The organism is Methylosinus sp. PW1 (assembly GCF_000745215.1).
Taxonomy (GTDB): domain Bacteria; phylum Pseudomonadota; class Alphaproteobacteria; order Rhizobiales; family Beijerinckiaceae; genus Methylosinus.
Genome location: NZ_JQNK01000009.1, coordinates 1142733 through 1167738 on the forward strand (window position 1 = coordinate 1142733; position 25006 = coordinate 1167738).

The 25006-nt window shown below is 66.6% G+C and carries 25 protein-coding genes; 11 read left to right on the plus strand and 14 right to left on the minus strand.

Annotated features, from left to right (window positions below; genetic code table 11):
• Positions 1 to 211 precede the first annotated feature (211 nt).
• The 4 genes from K369_RS15015 to K369_RS26585 are packed head-to-tail and all read left to right on the plus strand — an operon-like array spanning position 212 to position 3090.
• Positions 212 to 2062 (plus strand): M3 family oligoendopeptidase, encoded by a 1851-nt coding sequence (locus tag K369_RS15015; RefSeq protein WP_036292257.1) that lies wholly within the window; start codon positions 212 to 214, stop codon positions 2060 to 2062.
• Positions 2063 to 2089: 27 nt separating this feature from the next.
• A complete protein-coding gene (locus K369_RS15020) occupies positions 2090 to 2500 on the plus strand; it encodes a toll/interleukin-1 receptor domain-containing protein (protein WP_036292258.1) in 411 nt (136 codons plus the stop codon).
• A complete protein-coding gene (locus K369_RS26580; protein ID WP_036292259.1) occupies positions 2497 to 2880 on the plus strand; it encodes a toll/interleukin-1 receptor domain-containing protein in 384 nt (127 codons plus the stop codon). Before K369_RS15020 ends, K369_RS26580 begins: the two co-directional genes overlap by 4 nt.
• 9 nt (positions 2881 to 2889) lie before the next feature.
• Entirely contained in the window at positions 2890 to 3090 is a 201-nt protein-coding gene (locus K369_RS26585) for a hypothetical protein (RefSeq protein ID WP_036292260.1), read from the plus strand.
• Positions 3091 to 3104: 14 nt separating this feature from the next.
• On the opposite strand, the gene K369_RS15035 is transcribed toward K369_RS26585, so the two are convergent.
• From K369_RS15035 to K369_RS15075, 9 genes are all read right to left on the minus strand, one after another.
• Entirely contained in the window at positions 3105 to 3473 is a 369-nt protein-coding gene (locus K369_RS15035) for a VOC family protein (protein ID WP_036292261.1), read from the minus strand.
• A 50-nt stretch (positions 3474 to 3523) separates the two neighbouring features.
• Complete coding sequence (locus K369_RS15040) at positions 3524 to 4450, minus strand: ROK family protein (RefSeq protein ID WP_036292262.1); 927 nt, start codon at positions 4448 to 4450, stop codon at positions 3524 to 3526.
• A gap of 80 nt (positions 4451 to 4530) precedes the next feature.
• Positions 4531 to 5313 (minus strand): pentapeptide repeat-containing protein, encoded by a 783-nt coding sequence (locus K369_RS15045; RefSeq protein WP_036292263.1) that lies wholly within the window; start codon positions 5311 to 5313, stop codon positions 4531 to 4533.
• Entirely contained in the window at positions 5310 to 6086 is a 777-nt protein-coding gene (locus K369_RS15050) for a hypothetical protein (RefSeq protein WP_036292264.1), read from the minus strand. Before K369_RS15050 ends, K369_RS15045 begins: the two co-directional genes overlap by 4 nt.
• Positions 6087 to 6112: 26 nt before the next feature.
• Positions 6113 to 7804, minus strand: coding sequence for an OmpA family protein (locus K369_RS15055; protein WP_036292265.1), 1692 nt, complete (start codon positions 7802 to 7804; stop codon positions 6113 to 6115).
• Positions 7805 to 7917: 113 nt separating this feature from the next.
• On the minus strand, positions 7918 to 8292 hold the full coding sequence (locus K369_RS15060; RefSeq protein ID WP_036292266.1) for a hypothetical protein: 375 nt from the start codon (positions 8290 to 8292) through the stop codon (positions 7918 to 7920).
• Between the two features lie 76 nt (positions 8293 to 8368).
• A complete protein-coding gene (locus K369_RS15065) occupies positions 8369 to 9040 on the minus strand; it encodes a hypothetical protein (protein ID WP_245278212.1) in 672 nt (223 codons plus the stop codon).
• A gap of 111 nt (positions 9041 to 9151) precedes the next feature.
• Positions 9152 to 9892: a sulfite exporter TauE/SafE family protein gene (locus K369_RS15070; RefSeq protein ID WP_156967941.1), complete on the minus strand. Its 741-nt coding sequence runs from the start codon at positions 9890 to 9892 to the stop codon at positions 9152 to 9154.
• Positions 9893 to 9967: 75 nt separating this feature from the next.
• Positions 9968 to 10639, minus strand: coding sequence for a TetR-like C-terminal domain-containing protein (locus K369_RS15075; protein WP_084570692.1), 672 nt, complete (start codon positions 10637 to 10639; stop codon positions 9968 to 9970).
• 371 nt (positions 10640 to 11010) lie between these two features.
• Between K369_RS15075 and K369_RS15080 the strand changes: the two genes are divergently transcribed.
• From K369_RS15080 to K369_RS15090, 3 genes are read left to right on the plus strand one after another with little or no spacing between them, the layout of a single operon-like run.
• Positions 11011 to 14475 carry an acyl-[ACP]--phospholipid O-acyltransferase gene (locus K369_RS15080; RefSeq protein WP_036295399.1) on the plus strand — a complete coding sequence of 1155 codons (3465 nt, stop codon included), beginning with the start codon at positions 11011 to 11013 and terminating at the stop codon, positions 14473 to 14475.
• A gap of 19 nt (positions 14476 to 14494) precedes the next feature.
• The gene (locus K369_RS15085; protein WP_036292269.1) at positions 14495 to 15544 is read left to right on the plus strand and encodes an NADP(H)-dependent aldo-keto reductase; all 1050 of its coding nucleotides are present in this window, start codon (positions 14495 to 14497) and stop codon (positions 15542 to 15544) included.
• Between the two features lie 21 nt (positions 15545 to 15565).
• The gene (locus tag K369_RS15090; protein ID WP_036292270.1) at positions 15566 to 16033 is read left to right on the plus strand and encodes a GNAT family N-acetyltransferase; all 468 of its coding nucleotides are present in this window, start codon (positions 15566 to 15568) and stop codon (positions 16031 to 16033) included.
• Here the strand turns inward: K369_RS15090 and K369_RS15095 are convergent, their stop codons facing one another.
• Positions 16034 to 16888 (minus strand): GyrI-like domain-containing protein, encoded by an 855-nt coding sequence (locus tag K369_RS15095; RefSeq protein ID WP_036292271.1) that lies wholly within the window; start codon positions 16886 to 16888, stop codon positions 16034 to 16036.
• 152 nt (positions 16889 to 17040) lie between these two features.
• On the opposite strand from K369_RS15095, the gene K369_RS15100 reads away from it, so the two are divergent.
• A complete protein-coding gene (locus tag K369_RS15100) occupies positions 17041 to 17655 on the plus strand; it encodes a glutathione S-transferase N-terminal domain-containing protein (RefSeq protein ID WP_036292272.1) in 615 nt (204 codons plus the stop codon).
• A 64-nt stretch (positions 17656 to 17719) separates the two neighbouring features.
• Here K369_RS15100 and K369_RS15105 read toward each other — a convergent pair whose 3' ends face one another.
• Positions 17720 to 18814: a histidine phosphatase family protein gene (locus tag K369_RS15105; RefSeq protein ID WP_036292273.1), complete on the minus strand. Its 1095-nt coding sequence runs from the start codon at positions 18812 to 18814 to the stop codon at positions 17720 to 17722.
• Positions 18815 to 19313: 499 nt separating this feature from the next.
• Here K369_RS15105 and K369_RS15115 point away from each other — a divergent pair, with 499 nt between their 5' ends.
• Entirely contained in the window at positions 19314 to 19748 is a 435-nt protein-coding gene (locus K369_RS15115) for an Rrf2 family transcriptional regulator (protein WP_018266459.1), read from the plus strand.
• Between the two features lie 2 nt (positions 19749 to 19750).
• On the opposite strand, the gene thiD is transcribed toward K369_RS15115, so the two are convergent.
• Both thiD and K369_RS15125 read right to left on the minus strand, forming a co-directional pair.
• Positions 19751 to 20560 carry a bifunctional hydroxymethylpyrimidine kinase/phosphomethylpyrimidine kinase gene (thiD, locus tag K369_RS15120; RefSeq protein WP_036292279.1) on the minus strand — a complete coding sequence of 270 codons (810 nt, stop codon included), beginning with the start codon at positions 20558 to 20560 and terminating at the stop codon, positions 19751 to 19753.
• A gap of 20 nt (positions 20561 to 20580) precedes the next feature.
• Positions 20581 to 21594 carry a WD40 repeat domain-containing protein gene (locus tag K369_RS15125; protein WP_036292281.1) on the minus strand — a complete coding sequence of 338 codons (1014 nt, stop codon included), beginning with the start codon at positions 21592 to 21594 and terminating at the stop codon, positions 20581 to 20583.
• A 140-nt stretch (positions 21595 to 21734) separates the two neighbouring features.
• Here K369_RS15125 and K369_RS15130 point away from each other — a divergent pair, with 140 nt between their 5' ends.
• A complete protein-coding gene (locus K369_RS15130; RefSeq protein ID WP_018266462.1) occupies positions 21735 to 22061 on the plus strand; it encodes a hypothetical protein in 327 nt (108 codons plus the stop codon).
• 30 nt (positions 22062 to 22091) lie between these two features.
• On the opposite strand, the gene K369_RS15135 is transcribed toward K369_RS15130, so the two are convergent.
• Positions 22092 to 24065, minus strand: coding sequence for a bifunctional diguanylate cyclase/phosphodiesterase (locus K369_RS15135; RefSeq protein ID WP_156967942.1), 1974 nt, complete (start codon positions 24063 to 24065; stop codon positions 22092 to 22094).
• 239 nt (positions 24066 to 24304) lie between these two features.
• Between K369_RS15135 and K369_RS15140 the strand changes: the two genes are divergently transcribed.
• Positions 24305 to 24940, plus strand: coding sequence for an HdeD family acid-resistance protein (locus K369_RS15140; RefSeq protein WP_036292283.1), 636 nt, complete (start codon positions 24305 to 24307; stop codon positions 24938 to 24940).
• Positions 24941 to 25006 lie beyond the last annotated feature (66 nt).

Consider the following 25006-nt stretch of genomic DNA (forward strand, 5'->3'; position numbering starts at 1 on the left):
AGGACGTGGACGACGCCACCTTCCGGCCATGCTCGGAGATCAGGGTAAAGGCGTCCTTAACGTGAGCCTCGCCGTCGGGACGAATCCAAAGGCCGGGGACGAGAAAAGCGCCTGCGCGGCCTGCGGCTCGGCGGCCTGCGACTTGCATTTTTTCTGTCCCGTGCCCGATATTCGGCGAAGCGCCCTTCATCCTCAACTCCCGGTTCGAACCATGCCGCATCTTCACGCCCGCGTCCAAGCCCCTCTTCGCGACGCCGTCTCCGAGGCTCAGGCCGGCGGCCCCGGCCCCGCGCTCCCCGAATGGAATCTCGCCGATCTCTACGCCGCGCCGGATTCGCCGGCGCTGGCCGCCGACATTGCGGCGGCGGAGAAGGAGGCCTCGGCCTTCGCGGCCGCCTATCGCGGCCGCCTGAGCGAGATCGCGAGCGGCGCGACGGCGAGCGAGACGCTCGGCGAGGCCGTGCGGCGCTATGAGGCGCTACAGGACCTGTTGGGCCGAATCATGTCCTATGCGGGTCTGGTCTACGCCGGCGACACCACCGACCCCGCGCGCGCCAAATTCTATGGCGACATTCAGGACAAGATCACCGAAATTTCCACGCAGCTGCTGTTCTTCCAGCTCGAGCTGAACCGCATCGACGACGCAATTCTCGACGCCGCGGCGGCGAAGGCGCCGCTCGCGCATTGGAAGCCCTGGCTCGAAGATATTCGCATGGAGAAGCCCTATGAGCTCTCCGACGAGCTGGAGCGTCTCTTCCACGAGAAATCTGTCACCGGCCGCGCCGCCTGGAACCGCCTTTTCGACGAGACCATCGCCTCGCTGCGCTTTTCGATCGGCGGCAAGGAGCTGACGATCGAGCCTGCGCTCAATCTAATGCAGGATTCGCGCGAGGAGATGCGGCGCGAAGCCGCGCTCGCCGTCGGCGCGACGCTGAAGGCCAATCTGCGCACCTTCGCGCTCGTCACCAACACGCTCGCCAAGGACAAGGAGATCGGCGATCGTTGGCGCGGCTTCGAGGATGTCGCCGACTCGCGCCATCTCTCCAACAGAGTCGAGCCGGAGGTGGTGGACGCGTTGGTCGCGAGCGTCACAGCCGCGCATCCGCGGCTCTCGCATCGCTATTACAAGCTCAAGGCCAAATGGTTCGGCAAGGAGGCGCTGGACTATTGGGACCGCAACGCGCCGCTGCCCTCCGTCCCCTCGCATAATTACAGCTGGGACGAGGCGCGCGACATCGTTCTCACCGCCTATAGCGGCTTCGCGCCGCAAATGGCGGAGATCGCCGCGCGCTTCTTCGATAAGAGCTGGATCGACGCGCCGGTGCGGCCGGGCAAGGCGCCGGGCGCCTTCGCGCATCCGACCGTGCCGTCCGCGCATCCTTATGTGCTGGTCAATTTTCAGGGCAAGACGCGCGATGTGATGACGCTGGCCCATGAGCTCGGTCATGGCGTGCATCAGGTGCTGGCCTCGCGCCAAGGCGCGCTGATGGCGCCGACGCCGCTGACGCTCGCCGAGACGGCCTCCGTCTTCGGCGAGATGCTGACCTTCCGCTCGCTATTGGCGCAGACGACCGACGTCGAGAAGAAGCGCGCGCTACTCGCCTCCAAAGTGGAGGACATGCTCAACACTGTGGTGCGGCAGATCGCTTTCTATTCCTTCGAGCGCAAGGTCCACACCGAGCGCAAGAAGGGCGAGCTGACCGCCGACAAGCTCTGCGAATTGTGGATGAGCGTGCAGAGCGACAGTCTCGGCCCGGCCATTCGGCTCGGCGAAGGATATGAATCCTTCTGGGCCTATATTCCGCATTTCGTGCATTCGCCCTTCTATGTCTACGCCTACGCATTCGGCGATTGTCTCGTGAACTCGCTCTATGGCGTCTATCAAAAGGCGGAGACGGGTTTCGCCGAGCGCTATTTCGGCCTGCTCGAGGCCGGCGGCGCCAAGCCCTATAATGAGCTGCTCGCGCCTTTCGGCCTCGACGCGCGCGATCCGGCCTTTTGGGGCATAGGGCTCGAGATGATCGAGGGGCTGATCGCGGAGCTGGAGGCGATGGAGGGGTAGGTTTCATCACATTCTTCGGGTGGACGCGTGACATATTCGATCTTCGTTTCCCACGGCTGGCATGATCGATGGGTGGCCAGACAAATGGCGCGTTCGATCTCCGATGCGGGAGGCGCGCCATTCATCGACATATTCGACATCAAGAAGGGCGACCGTATCGAAGAACGCGTCCGCACGGGGATCGAGCACTGCGCCGAACTGGTCGCCCTGCTCACGCCCTGGTCGGTCGGCCGCAATTGGGTCTGGACCGAGATCGCCGCCGCCTGGGCGTTGAAAAAGCGTTTCGTCGGGGTGACCTATGGCGTGACGATCGAGGAAATCGAACGGAATCACGGCGGCATGGCCTGTCTCGGCCCGACCAATGTCGTTGCCCTCGACGACTTCGACGAATACATTCGGGAGCTGGCCGAGCGCATCCATTCGGGAGATCGCGAATGAAGCTTTTCATTTCCTACAGCCATGGAGACGAGCCCTTCGCCCGCTCCTTGCGCGAGGGACTCGAGCGAATGGGCGTCTGCGTGATCGATCCCGCCACCAGCACTCGCCCAGGAGATTCGCTCGGTCAAGCGCTGCGGCAGGCGATCGACGAATCCGACGCGGCGATCCTCGTCATTCCCGAGTCCGGCTCCAACGGGGCGAATTTGGCGTTTTTCGAAGCCGGCGCGGCCAAAGCGCTGGGCAAGCGGCTCTTCGTCGTCATGCCCGGCGCGGGAGACCGCGAGCTGCCATCGATCGCCGATTTCGCCATTCTCGACGCGTCGCGAAAGTCGTCCGACGAAGTCGCAAAAACGCTCGTCCACGCGCTCGCAGCGGCATAGGACCGTCCGATGCGCGCGCCGACCGAAGCGATTGTGACCAAAACCGATCTGTCGGCGCTTCAGATGGAATTGCGCGCTTTTGAGCAGAAGCTCGAAGCCAAGATTGCGACCACCGCCGCCGATTTGAAGGTCGATATTCTCCGCTGGCTGATCGTGACGCAGCTCGCCCTCGGCGGCTTCCTGTTCGCCGCGATGAAATTCACACGCTGAAGCGGGAGCCGCACTCACTCCACATTCTGCGCGATTCGCCACAACACGCCTGACGGATCGACCAATGTGAAATCGCGCATGCGCCAAGGTTGGAGCCGCACGTCCGAGACCGCGACGCCATAGCGCGCGGCGATCCCGCTCTCGTCGACCTTTGCCTTCCACGCGTCGACATCCTCGACGAGAAGATGCAGCATCAAATTCTCGGCGAATTCCTTCACGTAGAAATTCTGCAGCAGGAAGCTCACAGTCTCGTGATGGAAATAGGCGACGCCTCCGCCGTCCGAGGCGAGCGTGAAGCCCAATTCCCGATAGAAGCGCTTGGAGAGCTCATAATCCTTCGCCGGCACGAAGGCCTTCAATTCGATCGTTTGCAAATTCGACATGAACGGCTCCCGAGAAACGGAACGCCGCCCATCCTATCAGAAAAAGCGCGTCAGCTCTCGCACTCCGGCCCGCCCCACAGCCAGGCCGCGCCGCGCACGCCGCCCGAGTCGCCATGCACATTGCGCAATATGCGCGTGTCGATGGCGTCCGAGAACGCCTGCTTCTCGACCAGATCGCGCAGTCCCTCATAGATGAAATCGATATTGGACACGCCGCCGCCGAGCACGATGACATCTGGATCGAGCAGATTGACGATGCCCGCCAGCGCGCGCGACAAGCGGTCTCGATAGACTTCCAGCGCATGGCGCGCCGCCGCCTCGCCCGCCGCGGCGCGCGCGGCGATCTCCTCGCCGCTCGCCTCGGCGCCGCTGCGCTGGCCATAATCATAGGCGAGCGCCGGGCCGGCGAGAAAAGTCTCCACGCAACCGTAATGGCCGCAGTAGCAGAGCCGTCCGGGAAATTCGTCCGGCGTCATCCAGGGCAGCGGCGTATGGCCCCATTCGCCCGCCACCTTGTTGACGCCCTGCAGAACCTCGCCATCGACGACGACGCCGCCGCCGACTCCCGTTCCCAATATCACGCCGAAGACCACGCGCGCGCCCGCCCCGGCGCCGTCCACAGCCTCCGACAGGGCGAAGCAATTGGCGTCATTCTCGAGCCGCACCGGGCGTTCGAGCAGAGCCGCGAGATCCTTGTCGAGCGGCCTGCCGTTGAGCCCTGTGGTGTTGGAGTTCTTCACGAGGCCCGTGCGCGGCGAAATCACGCCCGGCGTGCCGACGCCGACGCTGCCGCGCCCGCCGATCTCCTGCTCGAGATCGAGCACGAGGCCGCCGATGGTCGCCAGAACGGCGGCGTAATCATGCGCGGGCGTCGGCGCGCGCCGGCGCGCCAGCGTCTCGCCCATGGGACCCATGGCGATCGCCTCTGTCTTGGTGCCGCCGAGATCGACGCCGATGCGGAAGGGTTCTCTGGTCACCGCCCTTCGTTCATCTATGGCGGCGGCGCGATCGGGCAGCCCCCGCCCCTATGGTCTTTCGCCTCGGCGCATTGCCAAAGCTATTGCAGATAGGCGCGATCCAAATCGACCGCGCCCTTCAGCGTCGCGGCCACGCCCCTGTCGATGCGCACGGAATCGAGCGACAGGCCCTCGGCCTTGGTTCCCTCGAAGCGCGCGCCGGTGAGATCGGCGCCGGCGGCGTCGACATCCTTCAGCGAGGCCTTGTCGAAGATCGCGCCGGGCGCCCGCGCATAGCGCATGTCGGCGCGGGAGAGATCGGCGCCGTCGAAATGCGCGCCGTCGAGCTTGGCGGAGCGCAGCACCGCGCGCATCAGCCCCATGGACTGGTTCTTCATATCGGCGGACATATCCGCGCCGCGGAAGGAGGCGCCGCGCAGATCGGCGCCGGTGAGATCGGCGGCGAGCCGGCTCTTGGAGAAATCAGCCCCCTCGGCGCGGGCGCGCTGCAGTTGCGCCGCGAAGACATGCGCGCCGCGCAGACTGGCGCCGGAGAGATCGGCCTCCAGCAGCCAGGCCTGATCGAGAATGGCGCCGTCGAGCTTGGCCCCGGCGAGCCGCGCCTTGACCAGCCGCGCGGCGCGCAGATTGACGCCGGAGAGATCGAGGCCGGAGAGATCGAGCCCGTTGAGGCTGCGCATGGAGAGATCGAGCGTCTCGCCCGGCTTCGTCGCCGCGAGGCGCGCCTCTATCTCCGCGCGCGTGAATTCGGACTGCGAATAGGCGGGCTGGGCGAGATCGACATTGCGCAGCATGTCCTGCGCCGGCGCGTCCGCCGAAACGAGGCAGAGCAGCAGCGAAGCTCCGAGAAGTCCGATTCTCATTCGGCCTGCGCCCGTTCCGTCGCGGCGGCGAGCTCCTTGGCCTGCGCCACCCAGCGGCCGCGCTCGGGACGGCCGGGAACGGCGAGCGTCGCGCCGATCCAGGCGACATTCTCGGAGGACCAAGCGGCGATCTGATCGAAATGATAGACGCCGAGCCCATGCAGCTTCTCGACGCTCTTCGGCCCGAGGCCTTTGATCTTGGCGAGATCGTCGGCGCGGCCGCCGCGCGGTCCCGGCAGCCCCTCCGGCCGCTGGCCCGGCGTCTTGCGCTCGCTCTCGGCGGGGCGCGGCGCTCCGGCGCGACGGCGCGGCTCGGCGACCGGAGCCGGCGCCTCGGTGAGCGCGGTTTCCGGCGCGGGCGGCTCGGCTGCGGCGATCGGCTCAGGAGCGGGAGCCGGCGCATTTTCCGCCAGCGTCGCCGCGGCGCCGCGCAGCGCGACATGGGAGACATCCGCATGCGGCTTCCGCTTCGCCGGCGCGGCCGGAGCCGCGGCGCCGAACAGCAGCCTGACCCCGCCGCCAAAGGGCAGGCCGATCAGATAGGCCGTGGCGAGCAGCAGCCCCAATTCGAAGAGGAGGCCGTTGCGGCCGGGAATGGTCTGCAGATTGGCGAGCAGAAAGCCGCCGGCGAGCGCGAAGGCCGAGGCCACCACGACGCCATGGCCGGCGAATATCGCGCCGGCCTCTTTTTTCGTCGTCCAAAAGCCGATGACGAGCCCCAGCGCGAGCGCGGCGGCGAGCCATTGCGTGGAGGCGGCGAGCAGATAGAGCATGGGCGTACTCCCTCGAAAGCCCCGGATCACCGGATCGAGAATTCGATGCGACGGCCGCTCTCGTCGACCGCCGCAGCGCCCGAGGCGGAGAGTCGCGCCGCTTCGACCCCCGCCTCGATGAGATAAGCGCGAACGGCCTCGGCGCGATGCAGGCCGACGGCCTCATTCTCCGCATTCGAGCCCGCGCCGGCGAACAGCCCGACGATATCGACGGCCGCGCCCGGGCTGCGCAGCAGCACATAGGCGAGCGCGTCGACGACCGGGAGGGATGTTTCCGCGATCGAATTGTCCGCGCCGAAAGTGAGCCCTCGAGCCGCCGTCTCCGAGAGAGCGGCGTAGAGGCGCGTCGGCGGAATCTCGTCCTTGGTCGCGAGGCCGAGCCGCGCGGCGTTCTCATAGCCTTCCGGCAGCTCGCGGAAGAGCCGGGCGCGAATGTCATATTGCGCCTTGGCGTTATAGGCCGCGCCTTCCAGCGCCAGCTTGCGGTCGGATAGCGCCGCGACGCCCGCGTCGAGCCGCGCCAGCGCCCGCAACGCCACGCTCGCCGCTTCGGAGAAGCCCTTGGGCGCGCCGTCGGCGATGGCGAGATCGACCTCCACCGCATCGCCGAAATCACGCTTGGCCTGCTCGGCGATGCGCGCGCGCGTCGCCGCGTCCGGCGCGAAGCCGGCGAGCGCCAGACCGCTCTCCTGCTTGCGCGCGGTGAAGACGAAAGGCGAGACCGCGCCCGCCGCCACGCTCACCTTGCCGAGGCCGAAGCTCTTCGGCAGCGCCGCGCGCAGGCTCGCCTCGACGGCCGAGGCGCCGACATTGGTCTTGCCCGCGCCTTCGATGGAGACGACGCCATCGGCGATGGACGCCTTGCCGCTGGAGAGCTTGGCGAGCTCGCGCAGAGCGGCGCCGGCCGCTGCGGCGAAATCGCCGGGCGCGCCGCCGGCGACGCGCGTCTGGTCGCTGGCCTTGCCGAGGCTGGCCGCCTCGGTGAAGAGAGTCTCGCGCGTCGTCTCGCTCGGCGCATAGCCGAACAGCGAGACGATCTCGCCGGCCTTGGCGGCGCTCCAGACGAAGGGCGAGACGCGCGGCGGCGCGATCTCCGCCTTCACCGCGACGCCCTCGGGCGGGGCTTTCAGCGCCGCCTCGGCGCGATCATAGCCCTCGAAGCTGGCGGCGGCGCCGGCAACGGACAGCGACGCGTCGCTGACCGTCACTCTGCCGTCGCCTATGGCGTCCAGCAGAGAGACGCCATAGGCCGCGAGCGCGGCGTAATTCTTGGGCGCGCCCAACGCCGAGATCGACGTGTCGGAAAGCTCGAGGCCCCTGCCCGCCGCCGCGTCGCGAACGGCCGCGCGCTCCCCGGGGACGGGCGCATTGCCGGACAGCGCCAGCGTCTTGCCCTTGCGCTCGAGCGCGAAGGCGAAAGGCTTGGCGAGGGGCGGCGGCGTCGTGGCGTCCGCGACCGAGCGCACGCCCTCCTGCAATTCGACGCTGCGGACGGCCTCGGCGACGGCGGCGGGCGCGAGGGCGACGCCGGACAGGCGAATGTCGCGCCCGTCCACATCGATGCGCGCGCCTTCGATCGCGCCGGGCGATTTGTCGAGCGCCGCGCGCACGCGGTCGCCCAAATCTTTTTCGATCTTCTCGACGTCCGACGTCGCGACGATCGTGAACAAGGCGGCCAGCACGGGCAGGCCGATCCACCATTTCGTCGGCTGGATCATGGCTTCCGTCGCTCCCTGGGGCGAGAATCATTACGTAACCGGCACAGTTCTACCAGTCGAGAGGCCGCAGACCAACTCGAGGGAAGCGCGTTGCCGCGTCGCAGGAAGCCGATTCAGCCTTTTTTCTTGGACGGCTGCTCGCCCGGCTGGGGCGGCGGCGCGGGGTAGAGATCGATCGCCCGATCGATCGTCCAGAAGCAATCCAGCGCGCCGGAAGGACGCACGCACCACAGCAGGCCGTCGCGCTGATCGACGTCAACCTTCTGATCGCGCATGAGCTGCACGCATTGGCCGGCCTGGAGCTTGCCGCGGAAATAGGCGGGGTCGTCCTTGGCCGCCTTGTCCGCTGGCGGACGGAAAGCGCGTTTTATGTCCGCCTGATCGCGGCAGGCGAGAACGGCGCCGCGCGCGGCCGCCGCCTGCGCCGCCGAGGCGAGGCCGAGCGTGGCGCAGAGGGTGGCGGCGACGAGGGCGCGACGGGCGTACATGTCGCGAATCTAACGCATTGGCGCGCGCTTTACCAGCCGTGCCGACGCTTGCCGAAAGGCGCTTTTCAGCGCCCTTTTACGATTTTGCCGGGCCGGTCCGCCGCTCGATCTCGGTTTTCACCCTTTTCCACAGATCGATCGCGCGCGGCCTCGCCCATTCATAGCCCTCGATGGCCCGCGGACGCGCCCAATCATAGAGCGCGACGCTCCATTCGCCGAGCAGCCGGCCCGTGGCCTTGGCGAAATCGACGCCCTTGTCGAACCAGGGCAGGAATTGGCTGTCCGCCGGAATCTTGGCCCGCGCCCAAGCGACGGCGTCCGCGACGATCTGCGAGATCGCGCGCCAGAGCTGGCTCCAGGGCTCGTCCACCGGCGTGCTCGTCACCTTGTCGCGATAACGCGCGAAATCTCCCGCGAGAGCCGCCTTGGCGCGGCGCTCGTCGTCGAGCTGGCGCTGAAGATCGGCGGCGCGCTTTTCCGCCTCCTGCGCCTTGCGGGCGTCGCCGTCGGCCTTTTGCGCATTGCGCCTGGCCTCGAGCTGGGCGTCGTCGATCTCGCGGGTCGACTCGTCCACCTGCACCGCCATCGCCTCATATTTGGAGAGCACGTCGTCGCGCTGCTCGATGACGCTGCGCAAAAGCGAGACGAGCGCGTCGCGCCCGAGCTTGTCATAATCCTCGCCGGCGGCGGGGGTCGCGGCCGCCACGGCGGCGCTTCGATTGCGATTGTCGGACAGTTCGGCCTCCATCGACTTTTCGCGCCGCGGCCTATGCGCCGGCGCTTCGCCGATGCGGTTAGATAAGAAGGCCGCGCCCGCCGACCAGCCATGCCTCGCAGCCATCGGCGGCGGCGAAACGCCTCACGGCGCGCGCTGGAACAGGCCGAAGGTCAAGAGCGCGCCGATGATGACCACGATAATGCGCAGCCAATTATCCGGTATGTGATGCAGCATGCGCGCGCCGGCGACGCCGCCGATGGTGGCGCCGAGCGAGGTGACGAGCGCCTGGGCGAGATGAAGATCCGGCGAGAACAGGAAGATCGCCACGGCGGAGGCGTTCATCACCGCGGCGAGCACGTTTTTGGTCGCGGCGGCGATGCGCACATTCTGCCCCGCCATGGTCAGCGCCGCGACCATCAGAAAGCCGATGCCGCCGCCGAAATAGCCGCCATAGACGGAGATGAGGAATTGCGCCACGCCGGCGCCGCGCGTCGAAAGATGCGCATCGGCCTCGCCCGGCTTGCGCAGAAAGCTGCCATAGGCGAACACCACGGTCGCGAACAGCACCAGCCAGGGCACGAGCTTGGCGAAGAAGGCCGGCGGCGTCAGCAGCAGGATGACCGCGCCCACCGCCCCGCCGACGATGCTGATGATGAACAGCGTGCGCAGGCCGAGGCCCGCCGCCCCGCGCGAGAGATCGCGGCCCGCCCAGCCGGTGGCGATCTGCGCGGGAAACAGCGCGACGCAGGAGGTGACATTGGCGGCGCGGGCGTCCATGCCGGTGAGCATGAGCATCGGCAGAGTGAGAAAGGAGCCGCCGCCGGCCAGCGCATTTTGCGCGCCCGCCCACATCGCGACGAAAAAGAGCAGAAACAGCAGCATGGATCGGGGCGCCTTTTAAACTTCCCAAACCCGATATTTCAGGTCGGGCTCTTGAAGGCAAGCCATAGCTCGAAATCAGCCTTTTCGTGACGCTTCGCCGCAGGGCCGCGCGGTCAGCCCGCCCGCGAAGGCGCGCACCAGCCGCTCGAGCTCGCCCTCCAGCGCCGCCTCGGACATTGGCGCGAGCTTCTCCTCGAGGCCGAGCGAGACGACGCCATGCACGGCGGAGAACAAGGTGCGCGCCAGCAGCGCGCGCGAGGCCGCCGGCTCGTCCGGCAGCAGCCGCGCCAAGGGCGCCTCGACCAAAGCGAAGAGCCGGCCCTGATCCTCGAGATACCAGGCCGGCGCCGGACGGCCGCCGGCGAGCCTGTGCTCGAACAGCGCCCGCCACAGCGCCTTATTGGCGCGCGCGAAGGAGAGATAGAAGCGCGACAGGCGCAGCAGCTCCTCCGCCGGCTCCGGCGCGGGGCCGGGCGGCGCGGCGAGCCCCTGCTCCAGACGCGCGAGCGTATCCGCGCCGATGCGCAGGATCAGATCGTCGAGATCGTCGAACACATTGTAGATGGCGCCCACGGCGCAGCCCGCGGCGGCGGCGAGATCGCGCGCCCTCAAATTCTGCAGCCCGCCCTCGGCGATCGCGGCGCGGCCCGCCGCCGCCAGCCGCGCGCGCAGATCGGCGCGGCGCGTGGAGGTCTTGGACGCGGAGCGCTCCGCGGCGCTGGATTCAGTTTTTTGAACGTCGTTCATTTTTCTCTTGAGCGCTGTTCAGATCGTGCTATGGTCGCGCCTGAACGATGTTCATAGCAGGAGGCCGCGAATGTTCAAGCCGCCTTTTCGATAATGGCCAGCGCGCGCCCCCTCCCCGACCCTCCCCCGCTTTGCGGGAGAGGGGGCAGATTGCGCGTTTCATGGAGATTTCGCGTAGCGTTTGCCGCCTTCCCTCTCCCGCAGAGCGGGGGAGTGTGAGGGAGGCGGCCGCCCGAGCCGAGAATCTCATCGCCGCGGGCCTCGCTCGCGGCGTAATATGTGCGGGCGCGCAACGCCCGCCGACCAACCCATCCTTAAACAGAATCGGCGAAACCTCCATGTTCTCGCCGCGCGCCGACGGAATTTCTCACATGTCCGACAATCTGCTCCTCACCAAACGTTTCGCGCCTTTGTTCTGGTGCCAGTTCTTCGCCGCCTTCAACGATAATTTCCTGAAGAACGCGCTGGTTCTGCTCATATTGTTCAAGATCGGCGGGCATGAGGGCGAGTCGCTCGTCACGCTCGCCGGCGCCATTTTCATCGCGCCCTATTTCGTTCTCTCGGCGCTCGGCGGACAGATCGCCGACAAATACGACAAGGCGCTGGTCGCGCGGCGCCTGAAATTCGTCGAGATGGGCGCGGCGCTGATCGCCGTCGCCGGCTTCGCGCTCTCTTCCGTTCCCGTGCTTTTCGCGGCGCTGTTTTCCTTCGGGGTGCTCGGCGCGCTGTTCGGCCCGGTGAAATACGGCATTCTTCCCGATCATCTGCGCCAGGAGGAATTGCCGGCCGGCAATGCGCTGGTGGAAGGCGCGACCTTCCTCGCCATACTCACCGGCACCATCGCCGGCGGCCTCGCCATGCATGGCGGCGGCGAGCCGATCATCACCACCATCGGCGTCACCGCCGCGGCCGTGGCCGCCTGGGGCGCCGCGCGGCTCATTCCCCCCACCGAGCGCGCCGCGCCCGATCTGCGCATCGATCCCAATGTGCTGCGCTCCACCGCCGTGCTGCTGCGTGAATTGTGGAGGGACAAGCGGCTGTGGCGCGTCGGCGTGGTGACGGGAATTTTCTGGCTCGTCGGCGTCATCGCAATGTCGCTGCTGGCGCCGCTGGTGACGCATGTGATGCATGGCTCGGAGCTGGTCGTCACTCTGTTCCTCGCCGTCTTCGCCATCGCCATCGCAGTGGGCTCCGGCCTCGCCTCCTTCCTGCTGGCGGGACGCATCGTGCTGCTGCCAGCGGCGATCGGCGCGGCGATCATCGCCGGCGCCTCGCTCGATCTCGGCTGGACTCTCGCGACGCTCGCGCCGCAGGAGGCGACGACGCCGCTCGAAATCGCCGAATTCTTCGAGCTCTCCGGCGCCTGGCGCGTGACCATCGATCTCGCTTCTCTCGCCATCGCCGGCGGGCTGATGATCGTGCCGAGCTTCGCCGCGCTGCAGGCCTATGCGCCGGCCCATGAGCGCTCGCGCATCATCGCCGCGGTCAATGTGCTCAACGCCGCCTTCATGGCCGGCGGCGCCTTCGCCGTCGCGCTGCTGCAGAGCAAGGGCGTCTCCGTGCCGGAGCTGTTCCTCGGCATGGGCGGACTCATGGCGCTCGCCGCCATATGGATCTACAAAGCGGTCGTCGTCTCCCCTTTTCGTGACGCCCTGTCGATCATCTTCCGCGCCTTCTATCGGCTCGAGGTGAAAGGCTTCGCCAATTTCGCCAGGGCGGGCAAGAATCCGATCATCGCGCTCAATCATGTGAGCTTCCTCGACGCCGCCGCGATCCTCTGCGTGCTGCCGGTCGATCCCGTCTTCGCCATCGACTCGACCATCGCGACGAAATGGTGGGTGCGGCCCTTCCTGCGCTATGTGCGCGCCATTCCGCTCGATCCGACGCGTCCGCTCGGCACGCGCACTCTGGTCAATGCGGTTCGCAACGGCGATCCTCTGGTCATCTTCCCGGAGGGACGCCTCACCGTCACCGGCAGCCTGATGAAAGTCTATGACGGCGCCGGACTCATCGCGGAAAAATCCGGCGCCTGGGTCGTGCCCGTGCGCATCGAGGGGCCGGAAGCAACGATGTTCTCGCGCTTGACCCGCGAGCAGGCGCGCCGCCGCTTCTTCCCCAAATTCACGCTCACCGTGCTGGAGCCGACGCGGCTCGAGGTCGATCCCGCATTGCGCGGCAAGGCGCGTCGCATCGCCTCCGGCGCGGCGCTCTATGAGATCATGTCCGATCTCGTCTTCCGCACCAGCCCCATCGACCGCACGCTGCATCAGGCGCTCGTCGATGCGGCGCGCGAGCATGGCGCCGACCGCGTCGCGATCCAGGACCCGATCACCGGCGCGCTCACCTATAAGCGCATCATGATCGGCGCCCATGCGCTGGGCCGCAAGCTGCGACGCATCTCGCAGACGGGCGAGGCGCTCGGCGTCATGCTGCCCAATTCCAACGCCGCCGGCGTCACCATCTTCGCCATCGTCGGCGCCGGGCGCGTCGCCGCCATGGTGAATTTCACCGCCGGCGCGGCGAACATCGCCTCCGGCCTCAAATCCGCGCAGGCGACGACGCTGCTGACCTCGCGCGCCTTTGTGGAAAAGGGCAAGCTCGACGCGCTGATCGCCGCGCTCGATAAGGAGTTCCGCATCGTCTATCTCGAGGATGTGCGCGGCGAGATCACGCGCGCCGACAAGCTCTCCGCTTTGCTGCGCCATAAGCGCCCGCTGGAGAAGCGCAGCCCCGACGATCCGGCGGCCATTCTCTTCACCTCGGGCTCGGAAGGTGCGCCCAAGGGCGTCGTGCTCTCGCACAAAAACCTGCTCGCCAACGCCGCCCAGGCCGCCGCGCGCATAGACTTCGGCCGCACCGACAAATTATTCAGCGTGCTGCCGGTGTTCCATTGCTTCGGCCTCAATGTCGGCTTCATCCTGCCGATCGTCTCCGGCGTGCCGGTCTATTTCTACCCCTCGCCGCTGCACTATAAGATCGTGCCGGAGCTGGTCTACAACGCCAACGCCACAGTGCTGCTCGGCACGGACACATTCCTCAACGGCTATGCGCGCGTCGCGCATTCTTATGACTTCCGCTCGCTGCGCTATGTCATCGCCGGCGCCGAGCCGGTGAAGCAGGGAACGCGCGAGGTCTATCTCGAGAAATTCGGCATTCGCATTCTCGAGGGCTATGGCGTCACCGAGACGGCGCCGGCGCTGGCGCTCAACACGCCCATGTTCAACCGCTTCGGCAGCGTCGGCCGGCTGCTGCCGGGCATGGAGCTGCGCCTCGAGACTGTTCCCGGCGTCGCCGAGGGCGGACGTCTCTTCGTGCGCGGCCCCAATGTGATGCTCGGCTATCTTCTGGCCGACGATCCCGGCGTGCTGGTCCCGCCGGCGGAGGGCTGGCACGACACGGGCGACATCGTCACCGTCGATGCGCAGGGCTATATAAAAATCCAAGGCCGCGCCAAGCGCTTCGCCAAGATCGGCGGCGAGATGATCTCGCTCGCCGCCGTGGAGACGCTCGCCGCGGAGCTGTGGCCCAATTCGCTGTCGGCGGCGGCGCGCGAGCTCGATCCGCGCAAGGGCGAGCGCATCGTGCTGGTGACGCAGCAGAAGGAGGCGACGCGTCCCGAATTCCTCGCCTTCGCCAAATCGAAAGGCGCGTCGGAGCTGATGGTCCCGGCCGAATTCATGATCGTCGACAAATTGCCGCTGCTCGGCTCCGGCAAGCTCGATTTCGCGGGCGTCGCCACAATGGTGCGCGACCGCAACCGTTATGTTCTGCCCAGCCCGCGCATTCCCAACGGCCTCGGCCGCATCGTCGGCGATGCGACGACGCAGAACGCCTGAAACGAAAGGTCGCAACGCAATGGACTATCGCAAATTGGGCCGCACTGACCTTCGCGTGTCGGCGATCATGCTCGGCACGATGACATGGGGCCAGCAGAACACCGAGGCCGAAGGACATGCGCAGCTCGACTATGCGCTCGATCGCGGCGTCAATTTCATCGACACGGCGGAAATCTATTCCATCCCGCCGCGCGCCGAGACGCAGGGCTCGACCGAGCGCATCATCGGCTCCTGGCTCGCGGCGCGAAAGAACCGCGACAGAGTGATATTGGCGACGAAAGTCTCGGGCCGCAGCGAGAGCCCCTATCTGCGTCCCGACGCCGAGGGAACCAGGCTCGATCGCAAGAACATAGAATATGCGATCGACGGATCGCTGAAGCGCCTGCAGACGGATTATGTCGATCTCTATCAGCTGCATTGGCCGGATCGCCCGCTGCCGCTGTTCGGCGCCGGCGGAACCATTTATCGCGCGCCGCCGAAGGTCGACGAAATCCCCATAGAGGAAACGCTGGAGGCGCTCGCCGATCTGGTGAAGGCCGGCAAGATTCGCCATGTCGCGCTCTCCAATGAGACGAGCTGGGGCGTCGCGCGCTTTCTGAGCGCGGCGGAGAAAGGCCATGGGCCGCGCGTCGTCTCGATCCAGAACGCCTACAACCTCATCAATCGCACTTTCGAGATCGGCCTCGCCGAATTCGCGACGCGCGAGGATGTCGGCCTGCTCGCCTATTCGCCGCTGGCGCAAGGCTATCTCACCGGCAAATATCGAGATGGCGCGCGTCCCGCCGGCGCGCGCACCACTTTGTTCGAGCGCGGCCAACGCTATGAGAAACCCGGCGTCACGCAGGCGATCGACGCCTATCTCGCGCTGGCGAAGGAGATCGGCGTCTCGCCGGCGATGCTCGCCCTCGCCTTCGTCACCTCGCGTCCCTTCGTGACCTCCAACATCATCGGCGCGACGACGATGGCGCAATTGCAGGAAGATTTGGACTCGCTCGAGGTGACGATCACGCCGGAAATCGAGGCGCGTATCGACGAGATTCATCAGCTGCACAGCAATCCCGCGCCGTGAGGCGCAAGAGGAAAGCGAGCCATGGATGTGAGACTGCGGCTGGCGCCGCTCGAGGAAAAGCGAGAGATCGCCGCTCTCTTGCGGCGCTATCTCGTCGAGCTCGGCCCCTGGGGCTATGACGAGCCGGACAATTATCCCTTTCTCGATTCCTATTGGCGCGAGCCGAGCCGTTCTCCTTATGTGATCGAGGCCGACGGCGCCGCCGCCGGCTTCACCCTCGTCAACGCCATCTCCATCTCCGGCTATCCGGTCGAAGCTTCCGTAGCGGAATTCTACGTGCTGCCTCATCTGCGCCGCAGCGGCTGCGGCGGCGAGGCGGCGCGCCGAGCCTTTCGCACGCGCGTCGGCTGGTGGGAGCTGTCCTTCCACCGCGACAATGCCGCCGCCCGCGCCTTCTGGCCGAAGACAGCCGAGCGCGCCGGCGCCAAGCGCATTCAGTTTTTCGACATCGGCGAGAGCCGCATATTGCGCTTTCGTATGGCGCGCTGATCACTTCACCGGAATGAGCAGATCGGTGATCAGCCCTTCGGGCGGCGCGTCATAGGGCGTGTTGCGATAGATCTCGAGCGCGGGGCGATCATCCGGCTCATGGCCGCTGGGCGGCAGCCATTCGCCATAGAGCTTCTGAAAGGCCGCGCCGATCCCGCTATAGGGGCCGACATGCCGATAGGAGGCGTAGCGCCCGCCGACGATATCGGCGATCGTCACCTCGCCCGAAGCGGCGACGCCCTCTGGAAAAACCAGGCCGGCGCAATAGCGAAAGCCGCAATCTTCTTCCGGGTCGCCATAGCAGACGCCGATCGGATAAAGAGCCCGCCCGGCGAGGCCCGCCTGCATATGCCAGCGCCACAGGCCCGCCCATGTCTCCGGTATCGACGCCACCGGCCCCTTGTGCTCGAGGAGATGCGCGCGAATCGGCGCCAGCTCGACGATCTCGACATTCATGGCTGCGTCCTTTCTCGTGACGACGACGGGGGAAGGCAGAGTGAAATCGGCGGCGGCGCGATGCGTCGCGCGAAACTGCGTAGGGCTCACGGCGACGAAGCCGCGAAAGGCGCGCGCGAAGCTCTGCGCATTCTCATAGCCCGCCTCCAATGCGATATCGGCGACGCTGCGCGCGCTCGTCGCCAGCGCCCGCGCGGCAAGGGTGAGGCGGGCGCGGCGAATCGTGTCGGCGACGCTTTCGCCCTGCATGGCGCGATAGATGCGATGAAAATGAAATGGCGAGAAATTGGCGAGCGCCGCCCACTCCTCCAGCGAGCGGGCGCGCGCGGGATCGCGAAAAATCGCCTCGGTGACGCGCCCGATGCGCCGCGCATAATCATTGCGTGTCGTCTGCTTCATGGATTTCGAGCATAAAGGGGCGCCGCGCCAAGCGCATTGCAGAGATTGCTCATTTTCGCCCTATGCGCGAAAATCGCAATGGTCGTCGAATTATCGCATTTGTCGCAATGATGGCGTCTTTGGGCCGGGGCGAGCGAGAAGGATTTTGAAAAATGCGTCTCATCGGAATGCTGGATTCGCCCTATGTCAGACGCGTCGCCGTATCGCTGAACGCATTCGGCCTGCCTTTCGTGCACGAGCCATTGTCGGTGTTTCGCGATTTCGACGCCTTCGCCGGAGTCAATCCGATCGTGAAGGCGCCGACGCTGGTCACCAATGAAGGCGTGACGCTGCTCGATTCGACTCTGATCCTCGAATATCTGGAGCGTCTCGTCCCCGCCGAGCGGAGGCTCACGCCGGAACGGCCGGAGCATTTCTTGCGCGCGCAACGAATCATCGGGCTGGCGCTGGCGGCGAATGAGAAGACCGTGCAGCTCGTCTATGAGTCGAAGCGGCCCGACGAGAGGCGGCATGCGCCCTGGGTCGAGCGCGTCGAAGGCCAGCTTTTGGCCGCCTATCGGCTGCTGGAAAAAGAGGTCGCGGAGGCCCAGGAGAGCTTTCTCTTCGGCGCGCGCTTGCTGCAGGCGGATATAACGACGGCCGTCGCCTGGCGCTTCTCGCGCTTCGTGCTCGCCGATCGCCTCGACCCTGCCGATTATCCGGCTCTCGCGAATTTTTCCCTACGCGCGGAGGCGCTGCCGGAATTCATCGCCGCGGATTTCGACTGAGGAATGCGAGCCTGAAGGCTCGCGGTCCGAAACGTCTCGGACCCCGCGAGCCTTTCGGCGAAGTTCAGCGGCGCAGCTTCCCCAGCAGCCAATCCAGCGCCTCGGGGAACACTAGCTCCCGCGTCGAGGCGATCTCCTCCGCGCTCCACCATTTCCAGCCGAGCACGTCGCTGCGCTCTATCTCGGTGAAGCCGCTGGTGTCGGGCGTGAACTCGCCCGTGCGAATGGCGTAGAAGCGCTCGTCGGCCTGGAACCAATCCTCGCCGAGCTGCATCGGAAACGCGCGCGAGAAGACGATGTCGCCGATCTCGACGCCGGTGAGGCCGGTCTCCTCGGCGAGCTCGCGGCGGGCCGCGGCGTCGAAGGTCTCGCCGGGCTCCAGGGCGCCGCCGATCGAGCCCCAGAAATGCGAATGTCCCTGCTCGACGAACACCGGCGACAGGCGCGTCGAATAGCGGAACAGAAGAACGCGATTCTGCTCGTCCAAAGGCAGCAGCCGCGCCGCCGGACGGCGCTCCAGCTTGCGCCCGTCATAGGGCATGACGACGCGCTCGCGCGCGCCCTCCTCCGCCCAGCGCTCGAGCGTCCAGCGACCGTCCTCATAGAGGAACCAATTGGGCGCGGCGTGCAGCACCGGCGGATCGCGCTTCTCGGAGAGGCCGAGGCCGGTGGCGAGGCGATAGCCTATGTCCAGCACGCCCGCATGGGCGACGATGAGCACCGTCTCGCCCGGATGCCGCGCCGCTATTGCGGTCAGCTCATCGCCGACGCGCGCGGCGAAAGCGGAGAGCGTCTCGCCGCCTGGAATGAGGAAATCCGCCTGACGCTGGCGGTGCTTGGCGTGCTCGCTCGGAAAGGCGCGGTCGACATCGTCGAAGGTCATGCCGTGCCATTCGCCGTCGTCTTTCTCGCGCAGCGCGACGCTCGTCTCTATGGGCAGGCCGAGCCGGCGCGCCAGCGGCGTGACGGTCTGCACAGCGCGCTCGAGATCGCTGCTGTAGATGCGGTCGAAACGGGTGGAGCCGAGCTCTCGCGCCAGCGCCTCGGCCTGCGCCAGCCCTCTCACATTCAGGGGGATGTTCAGCTGCCCCTGAACGCGCCTCTCGAGATTCCAATTCGTTTCGCCGTGCCGTGCGAGACAGATGCGCGTGCGCGCCATTGACATTCTCCGGGATAGCCGCACGTCCTAACGATGAAACGCCTTTCCGTCCAGCGGGACTGTGCGACGCACAATGGCGGGCGACAAATCCTATGGGCGTCGACGGTTTCCCCGGCCGCCGCCCCGCGCGCGGGCGGCTGCGTCCGGGCCAGCGCGAAAGCTTTGTCTGGACAGCCGGCATCACTCTAGAATTCTAGTGAATTAGTGATCCGCTGGCTGCGCAAAAAGCGCGGGCGGGGCGGCGGAACCCTTTCAGCGGCAGAAATTTTCTGCTCCGCGGCGGATTCGATGCTGGCGTTTTCCTTCTTGCGTGATAGTCGATATATCTATTCTATCCGCTTCGCCGCCCATGGGTTTCGGCGCGCTCCCCTCGCGTTTCGCCATCGCGAAATCGCCTCGCTCGAGGCGCAGATCGCGAGACAGCCCATGGGGTTTGCCGACTTGCTGGAGGCGAGGCTCGCGCTCACTGCGGCGCGCGGACGGGAGAGATTGCGAAGCGATGCTGTCCAACAAAGCGAAATACGGGCTCAAGGCGCTGATCCATCTCGCCGGCGCCGAAGGGCAGTGCCTCGCCGGCGACATGGCGACGCAGAACAACATCCCGCGCAAGTTCCTCGACGCGATTCTGCTGGAATTGCGCAACGCCGGCATTCTCAACAGCAAGAAGGGCAAGGGCGGCGGCTATCACCTCGCCCGTCCGGCCGACAAGATCACCGTCGGCCAGATCATCCGCATTCTCGACGGCCCGCTCGCGCCCATCGCCTGCGCCAGCCGCACCGCCTATCAGCGCTGCAACGACTGCCCGGACGAGGACGCCTGCGCGATTCGCGATCTGATGCTGGACGTGCGCGACGCCATGGCGCTGATCCTCGATCGCACCAGCATCGCCTCGCTGCGCGGCAGGGGACGGCGGTCGGCGCAAATCCTGCGCTGATTTCAGCTTTTCCAGAGAGACTGGAGAAGGTGCGGCGGCCCGCGCCCGCCGCCGAGCGCGAGCACATCCGCCGCGCCGAGCGCCTCTGTCAAAAAATCCTTGGCCGAGCGAATCGCCGGGACCAGCTCGGCGCCATGCGCGAGATTCGCCGCTATGGCGGAGGAGAGCGCGCAGCCGGTGCCGTGAAGATTGCGCGTCGCCACGCGCGCGCCGTGGAACGCGTGAACATCCTCGCCCGCGACGAGAATGTCGAGCGGCTCGCCCTCGAGATGCCCGCCCTTCATCAGCACGGCGCGGGCGCCGCGCGCCACGAGCGCCCTTCCCTGCGCCACCATCTCCTGTGGCGTGGCGGCGTCTGACGCTCCGAGCAGGGCCGCCGCCTCCGGCAGATTGGGCGTGACCAGAGCCGCGAGCGGAAAGAGCCGAGCGATCACGGCCTCGACCAGCCCGGTGGCGGAGAGCGAATCCCCGCTCGTCGCGACCAGCACGGGATCGAGGACGATGCGCCGCGCGCCGGCGCGGGCGAGAGAGTCCGCCGCCGCCTGCGCGATCACAGGCTCGGCCAGCATGCCGATCTTGACCGCATCCACCTCTATATCGGCGAAGATGGCGTCGATCTGCGCGGCGACGACCGGCGCCGGAACCACATGGACGAGGCTGACGCCGCGCGTGTTCTGCGCGGTCAGCGCCGTGATCGCCGCCATGCCATAGCAGCGCAGCGCCGAAAACGTCTTGAGATCGCCCTGCACGCCGGCGCCGCCGCTCGGATCGGAACCGGCGATCGACAGAACTTTGGGAATTTGGGCGGCCATCTCGCCTCCCGCTCTTTGTCTTATTTCTTCGGCAGCATCAGCACGCCGGCCGCGCCATTCTCGGCGCCGACGAGGAGCCGTGTTCCCTTGGCGTCCCAGCTCAGAGCCGAAATGCGCGCCGGCTCGCCCTGGTCCGGGGCGCGCACCAGCAGCTCGGCGGCGTCGGTGAGGCGGCAGAGCAGCACCATGCCATCCTCATAGCCGATCGCCACGGCGAGCGCGCTCGGATGGAAGGCGACGCGCGTCACCTTCACCTCCGCCCGCACGCCACATTCGCGCGGCGCCTCGCCCATCGGCCCGTCCTTGGCTTGGAAGGGCCAGACGACGCAGGCGTCGGCGCCGGAGGTGGCGAGCCATTTGCCGTCATGCGACCAGGAGAGCGAGCGCGTCTTCGCCGGATAGCCGGCCATGCGCATATTCTTGCCATCGGAGACGCGCCAGCCGTGCAGCATGTTCTCCTGCATGGTGGTGAGCACGAATTTGCCGTCCGGCGAGACCGTCGCGTCGATATGCGAGCCCTTCCACTCCAGAAACTCCGGCGCGCCCGCATTGGGGAACCACAGCGAGACGCCATTGTAGTGAGCGATGGCGAGCCGATAGCCCTTGGGAAAAAAGGCGATTCCGCGCGAGCTCGACGGCAGCGGCAGCGTCTTGACCTCGCCCTTTGGCGTGCGCGCGCGCAGCTCGCGGCCGACGGACCAGGCGAGCGTCCCATCGAAGCGCGCGGCGACGGCGTCGATCCATTTGCCCTTCTCATCGGCGATGATCTCGAGCCCGCCGACGCTGTCCGACGCGACGACGCGGCCATCGTCGCCGCCGGTGATCAGCCGCCGCCCGTCGCTCGCCGCGACCAATATGGCGCCGTCCGCATGGGCGACGACATGCCGAGGCGCATCGCCTTCGAGAAGGACGAGCCGCCCATCGGCGAGCGCGAGCACGGGCGTCTCGCCGAGAAAGGCGGCGGCGACGACCTCCGCGCCGGCGTCGAAGGGCGTGAAAGCGGAAGTGAGGGAGGGAGCAGCGCCAAAGGTCACGATCGGGAACGCCTCGGGGGAAAGGCCGCTGCGGCGCGGCGGCTTCTCTATAGCGGATTTGCCGGGCCGGGCTCAAATGGCGCCGCATGTGGCGCCGTTCTTTCATGCCGAAGGGTCTCGAGCCGGCAGGGAGGAGCCAGATGCAGCAAAAGCCCGACAGCGACGATTATCTCGCTCTTTTCGGCCGCTACAAGGAGGATTTCGGGGACGTCTACATGGACCCGGAGGACGAGCGCTTCCGGCTGCTCTTCGACCAGATTTGCCGCATGCTCACGCAGCCTTCCTCTTTCAATCTCAGCCTGCCCGAGCAGTTTCGAACGACCGCGTCCCGCTATCTCGCCGGCGACGCTCACACGGTCGCCCATATGAAGACGATCGAGAACCGCCATTTCATGCTCAGCGATCTTTTCGACTACATCCATCTCGTGAAGACGATGGGCGGCTCCTGGGACCAGCGCGGCCGATAAAAATCGAAGGCGCGGGGCTCCTCCGTTTCGTCAAGCGGCCGAGACCGCCGTCGGCGCCGGCGCGGCGGCGGCGGCCATCGCCAGAAAAGCGCCGAGCGGCATCGGCCGACCGAACAGAAACCCCTGCAGGCGCTGGCAGCCAGCGAGGCCGAGCACATAGGCCTGCTCCTCTGTCTCCACGCCCTCGGCGGTCACGGCCATGTCGAGCGCATTGGCCATGTGAATGGCGCCGGCGACGAGCACGCCGGTCGATTTCTCGATCGTCACCCGATCGACCAGCGATTTGTCCAGCTTGATGCGGTCGAAGCCGTATTTCTGCAGATAGGCGATGCTGGTGTAGCCGGCGCCGAAATCATCCAGCGCCACGGCGACGCCCAGCGTCTTCAGGAAGGAGATCACCGCCGCCGCCCGCTGCGGATGATCGATCAGATAGCCCTCCGTCACCTCGAGCTCGAGACGCGCGGAGGAGAAGCCGGTCTCCAGCAGGGTCCGCATCACCGCGCGCTCGAAATCGGGATCGCGGAACTGAGCGGGCGAGACATTGACGGCGACCTTGATCGCCTCGACATCGAGAAAATCCTCGCAGGCCCGACGCAGCACGAACAGGCCGAGCTGATTGATGAGCCCGCTGCGCTCGGCGATCGGAACGAACTGATCGGGCGGGAGCTCGCCCTCCGGCCGTCGCGGCCAGCGCACCAGCGCCTCGACGGCGACGACGCGATTTTCCGCTGCGCCGACGATGGGCTGATAGACCACCTCGAGCTCGTCGGCGCGCAGGGCGCGGCGCAGCTGATCCTCTATGTCCTGCTGGCGCTGGCGCTCGAGATCGAGATCGGGCGTGTAGATCCTCACGCCCGATTTGCCATTGGCCTTGACGTGATACATGGCGATATCGGCGCGACGGAACAGCTCCTGCGCGTCGCAGCCGTCCGCCTCCGTGCAGCAGACGCCGACGCTCGCGCCGATCTGCACCGCGCGATCGCCGATGCGGATTGGACGCGCGAGCGCCGTGAGCGCGCCGCTGGCGAAGGCGCGCGCCGCGCGCTCGGCGTCCGCGGCCGAGACCACCGCCGCGAACTCGTCGCCGCCGACGCGCGCCAGCATCGCGCCCTCGGGCAGAAGGCAGAGGAACTCTTTGGCCACTATGTCGATCAGCCGATCGCCGGTCGAATGTCCGTAAGTGTCGTTGACGTCCTTGAAGCCATCGAGATCGATATAGACGACGGCGGTGGGCGTCGCGCCGGCGCCGCGGCTGCACTGGTCGAGCCTGGTCATCAGCGCGCGGCGATTGGGCAGGCCGCTCAGCGCGTCCATATTGGCGAGACGCGAATTCTCGTCGCTGAGCCGCTGCGTCTCGGCCTGCTTCTCCGCCAGCGAGCGGCGCGAGGCCACGAGATGCGCGAAATCGCGGTAATAGATCATCAATATCGCGATCATGCCGATGGCGGCGAGCGCCAGATTGATCGCCGCTGCGCGAAAATGCCCCTCGTCCGCGAAAAAGAAGAAGAGGCTGAAAGGCGCGACGCCGACCAAGGTCACGTTGAGCGCCGCCGAGCGCAGATGCATCAGGCAGAAGTTGCAGCTGATCATCGTCAAGGCCAGGAAGAAGACGATCTGCGCCTTCGCATAGGCGTCGCCGTCGCCATAGCTGTAGAGCGACAGGCCCCAGGCGGTGAAGGCCAAGGCGATGAAAAAGGCCAGCCTGTTGGTGCGCTGCATTTGACGGATGGCGATGTCGTCCGGCACCTGCGAGCGCCCGATCCGCCACCAGGCGACGCCGCGCAGAAGGCAGAGGCCGCAAAGCGCGCTCGGCGCATAGACGGACAGCCACGGATGGCCGAATTTCGCGAAGGTGAACATCACGGCGAGCGCGTTGGTCGCCAGGATGAAATAGAGAAGCGGAATCTGCCGCGCAAAGGCGCGAAACTGTGCGCGAATCAGCTCCACGTCGTCGGTCGGAACGCTGAACAAAGAATGTAGTTTACTTATGAGACTATTCTTCAAGATCAACGACCTTTCAGGCGCTCGTCGCCCGCAAATCGAAAAATGGCCGCATCGGAAGCTTAGGCAAAAACGATGGCGATTTGGTTAAAATCGAGAAAGTAATTGCGCCGTGACGATGCGACGCGCCGTCCCCGGCGGAGGCCTGGACGAAATGCGAAACGGACCAATGTCATGCGGGGGAACGGCTCCCCCGTCGGTGAGCCGTCGCCTCGCGGCATCGAAATTCCGAGGAGCCAAGCATGAGCACGAGCAGCGTATCCGGCGAACCGTTTCGCGGCAGCCCGTTCGATCTGAACAAGCTGGAAGCGAAGAACGCCATTCTCGCCCATAATTGGTGGGCCATCGGCCTGCGCGGCCTCGCGGCGATCATTTTCGGCCTCATCGCCGTGTTCCAGCCCGGCGTGACCATATTGTCGCTGGTGCTGGTCTTCGCGATCTTCGCCGCCGTGGACGGCATAGCGACGATCGTCGCCGCCGTGCGCGCCGCGCGGCAGGGCGAGGCTTGGCTGTTTCTCTTCCTCGCCGGTCTGGTGAAGATCGCCGCCGGCGCCTTCGCGGCCTTCTGGCCGGGCATCACCGCTCTCATCTTCGTGGCCGTGTTCGGCGCGGGCGAGGTCGTCGGCGGCGCGCTCACCTTCGGCTCCGCGCTCGATCTGAAGGAGGATCACGGCCGCTGGTGGCTGGCGCTGGGCGGCCTGCTCGCCGTGGTGTTCGGCCTGTTCCTGCTGCTGACGCCGGTCATCGGCGCGGTGGTGCTCACCTGGTGGCTCGGCATCTACGCCATAGCGCTCGGCATTGTGGAGCTGATCCTGGCCTTCCGGCTGCACGCCCGCCATGTCGAGCATCCGCCGCTGGCGCATCCGCAGGGCGCGTGATCGCCGGATCGGACAAAAAAATCGGGGCGCCCGCAGCCACAGGCGCCCCGTGCCCCCTTCCCGCCC

What these genes read in the sequence shown, in the direction of transcription:
- K369_RS15015 (WP_036292257.1), top strand. Translation starts at nt 212, where the DNA reads ATGCCGCATCTTCACGCCCGCGTCCAAGCCCCTCTTCGCGACGCCGTC.
- K369_RS26580 (WP_036292259.1), top strand. Translation starts at nt 2,497, where the DNA reads ATGAAGCTTTTCATTTCCTACAGCCATGGAGACGAGCCCTTCGCCCGC.
- K369_RS26585 (WP_036292260.1), top strand. Translation starts at nt 2,890, where the DNA reads ATGCGCGCGCCGACCGAAGCGATTGTGACCAAAACCGATCTGTCGGCG.
- K369_RS15035 (WP_036292261.1), bottom strand. Translation starts at nt 3,473, where the DNA reads ATGTCGAATTTGCAAACGATCGAATTGAAGGCCTTCGTGCCGGCGAAG.
- K369_RS15045 (WP_036292263.1), bottom strand. Translation starts at nt 5,313, where the DNA reads ATGAGAATCGGACTTCTCGGAGCTTCGCTGCTGCTCTGCCTCGTTTCG.
- K369_RS15050 (WP_036292264.1), bottom strand. Translation starts at nt 6,086, where the DNA reads ATGCTCTATCTGCTCGCCGCCTCCACGCAATGGCTCGCCGCCGCGCTC.
- K369_RS15055 (WP_036292265.1), bottom strand. Translation starts at nt 7,804, where the DNA reads ATGATCCAGCCGACGAAATGGTGGATCGGCCTGCCCGTGCTGGCCGCC.
- K369_RS15060 (WP_036292266.1), bottom strand. Translation starts at nt 8,292, where the DNA reads ATGTACGCCCGTCGCGCCCTCGTCGCCGCCACCCTCTGCGCCACGCTC.
- K369_RS15065 (WP_245278212.1), bottom strand. Translation starts at nt 9,040, where the DNA reads ATGGAGGCCGAACTGTCCGACAATCGCAATCGAAGCGCCGCCGTGGCG.
- K369_RS15070 (WP_156967941.1), bottom strand. Translation starts at nt 9,892, where the DNA reads ATGCTGCTGTTTCTGCTCTTTTTCGTCGCGATGTGGGCGGGCGCGCAA.
- K369_RS15075 (WP_084570692.1), bottom strand. Translation starts at nt 10,639, where the DNA reads ATGAACGACGTTCAAAAAACTGAATCCAGCGCCGCGGAGCGCTCCGCG.
- K369_RS15080 (WP_036295399.1), top strand. Translation starts at nt 11,011, where the DNA reads ATGTCCGACAATCTGCTCCTCACCAAACGTTTCGCGCCTTTGTTCTGG.
- K369_RS15085 (WP_036292269.1), top strand. Translation starts at nt 14,495, where the DNA reads ATGGACTATCGCAAATTGGGCCGCACTGACCTTCGCGTGTCGGCGATC.
- K369_RS15090 (WP_036292270.1), top strand. Translation starts at nt 15,566, where the DNA reads ATGGATGTGAGACTGCGGCTGGCGCCGCTCGAGGAAAAGCGAGAGATC.
- K369_RS15095 (WP_036292271.1), bottom strand. Translation starts at nt 16,888, where the DNA reads ATGAAGCAGACGACACGCAATGATTATGCGCGGCGCATCGGGCGCGTC.
- K369_RS15100 (WP_036292272.1), top strand. Translation starts at nt 17,041, where the DNA reads ATGCGTCTCATCGGAATGCTGGATTCGCCCTATGTCAGACGCGTCGCC.
- K369_RS15105 (WP_036292273.1), bottom strand. Translation starts at nt 18,814, where the DNA reads ATGGCGCGCACGCGCATCTGTCTCGCACGGCACGGCGAAACGAATTGG.
- K369_RS15115 (WP_018266459.1), top strand. Translation starts at nt 19,314, where the DNA reads ATGCTGTCCAACAAAGCGAAATACGGGCTCAAGGCGCTGATCCATCTC.
- thiD (WP_036292279.1), bottom strand. Translation starts at nt 20,560, where the DNA reads ATGGCCGCCCAAATTCCCAAAGTTCTGTCGATCGCCGGTTCCGATCCG.
- K369_RS15130 (WP_018266462.1), top strand. Translation starts at nt 21,735, where the DNA reads ATGCAGCAAAAGCCCGACAGCGACGATTATCTCGCTCTTTTCGGCCGC.
- K369_RS15140 (WP_036292283.1), top strand. Translation starts at nt 24,305, where the DNA reads ATGAGCACGAGCAGCGTATCCGGCGAACCGTTTCGCGGCAGCCCGTTC.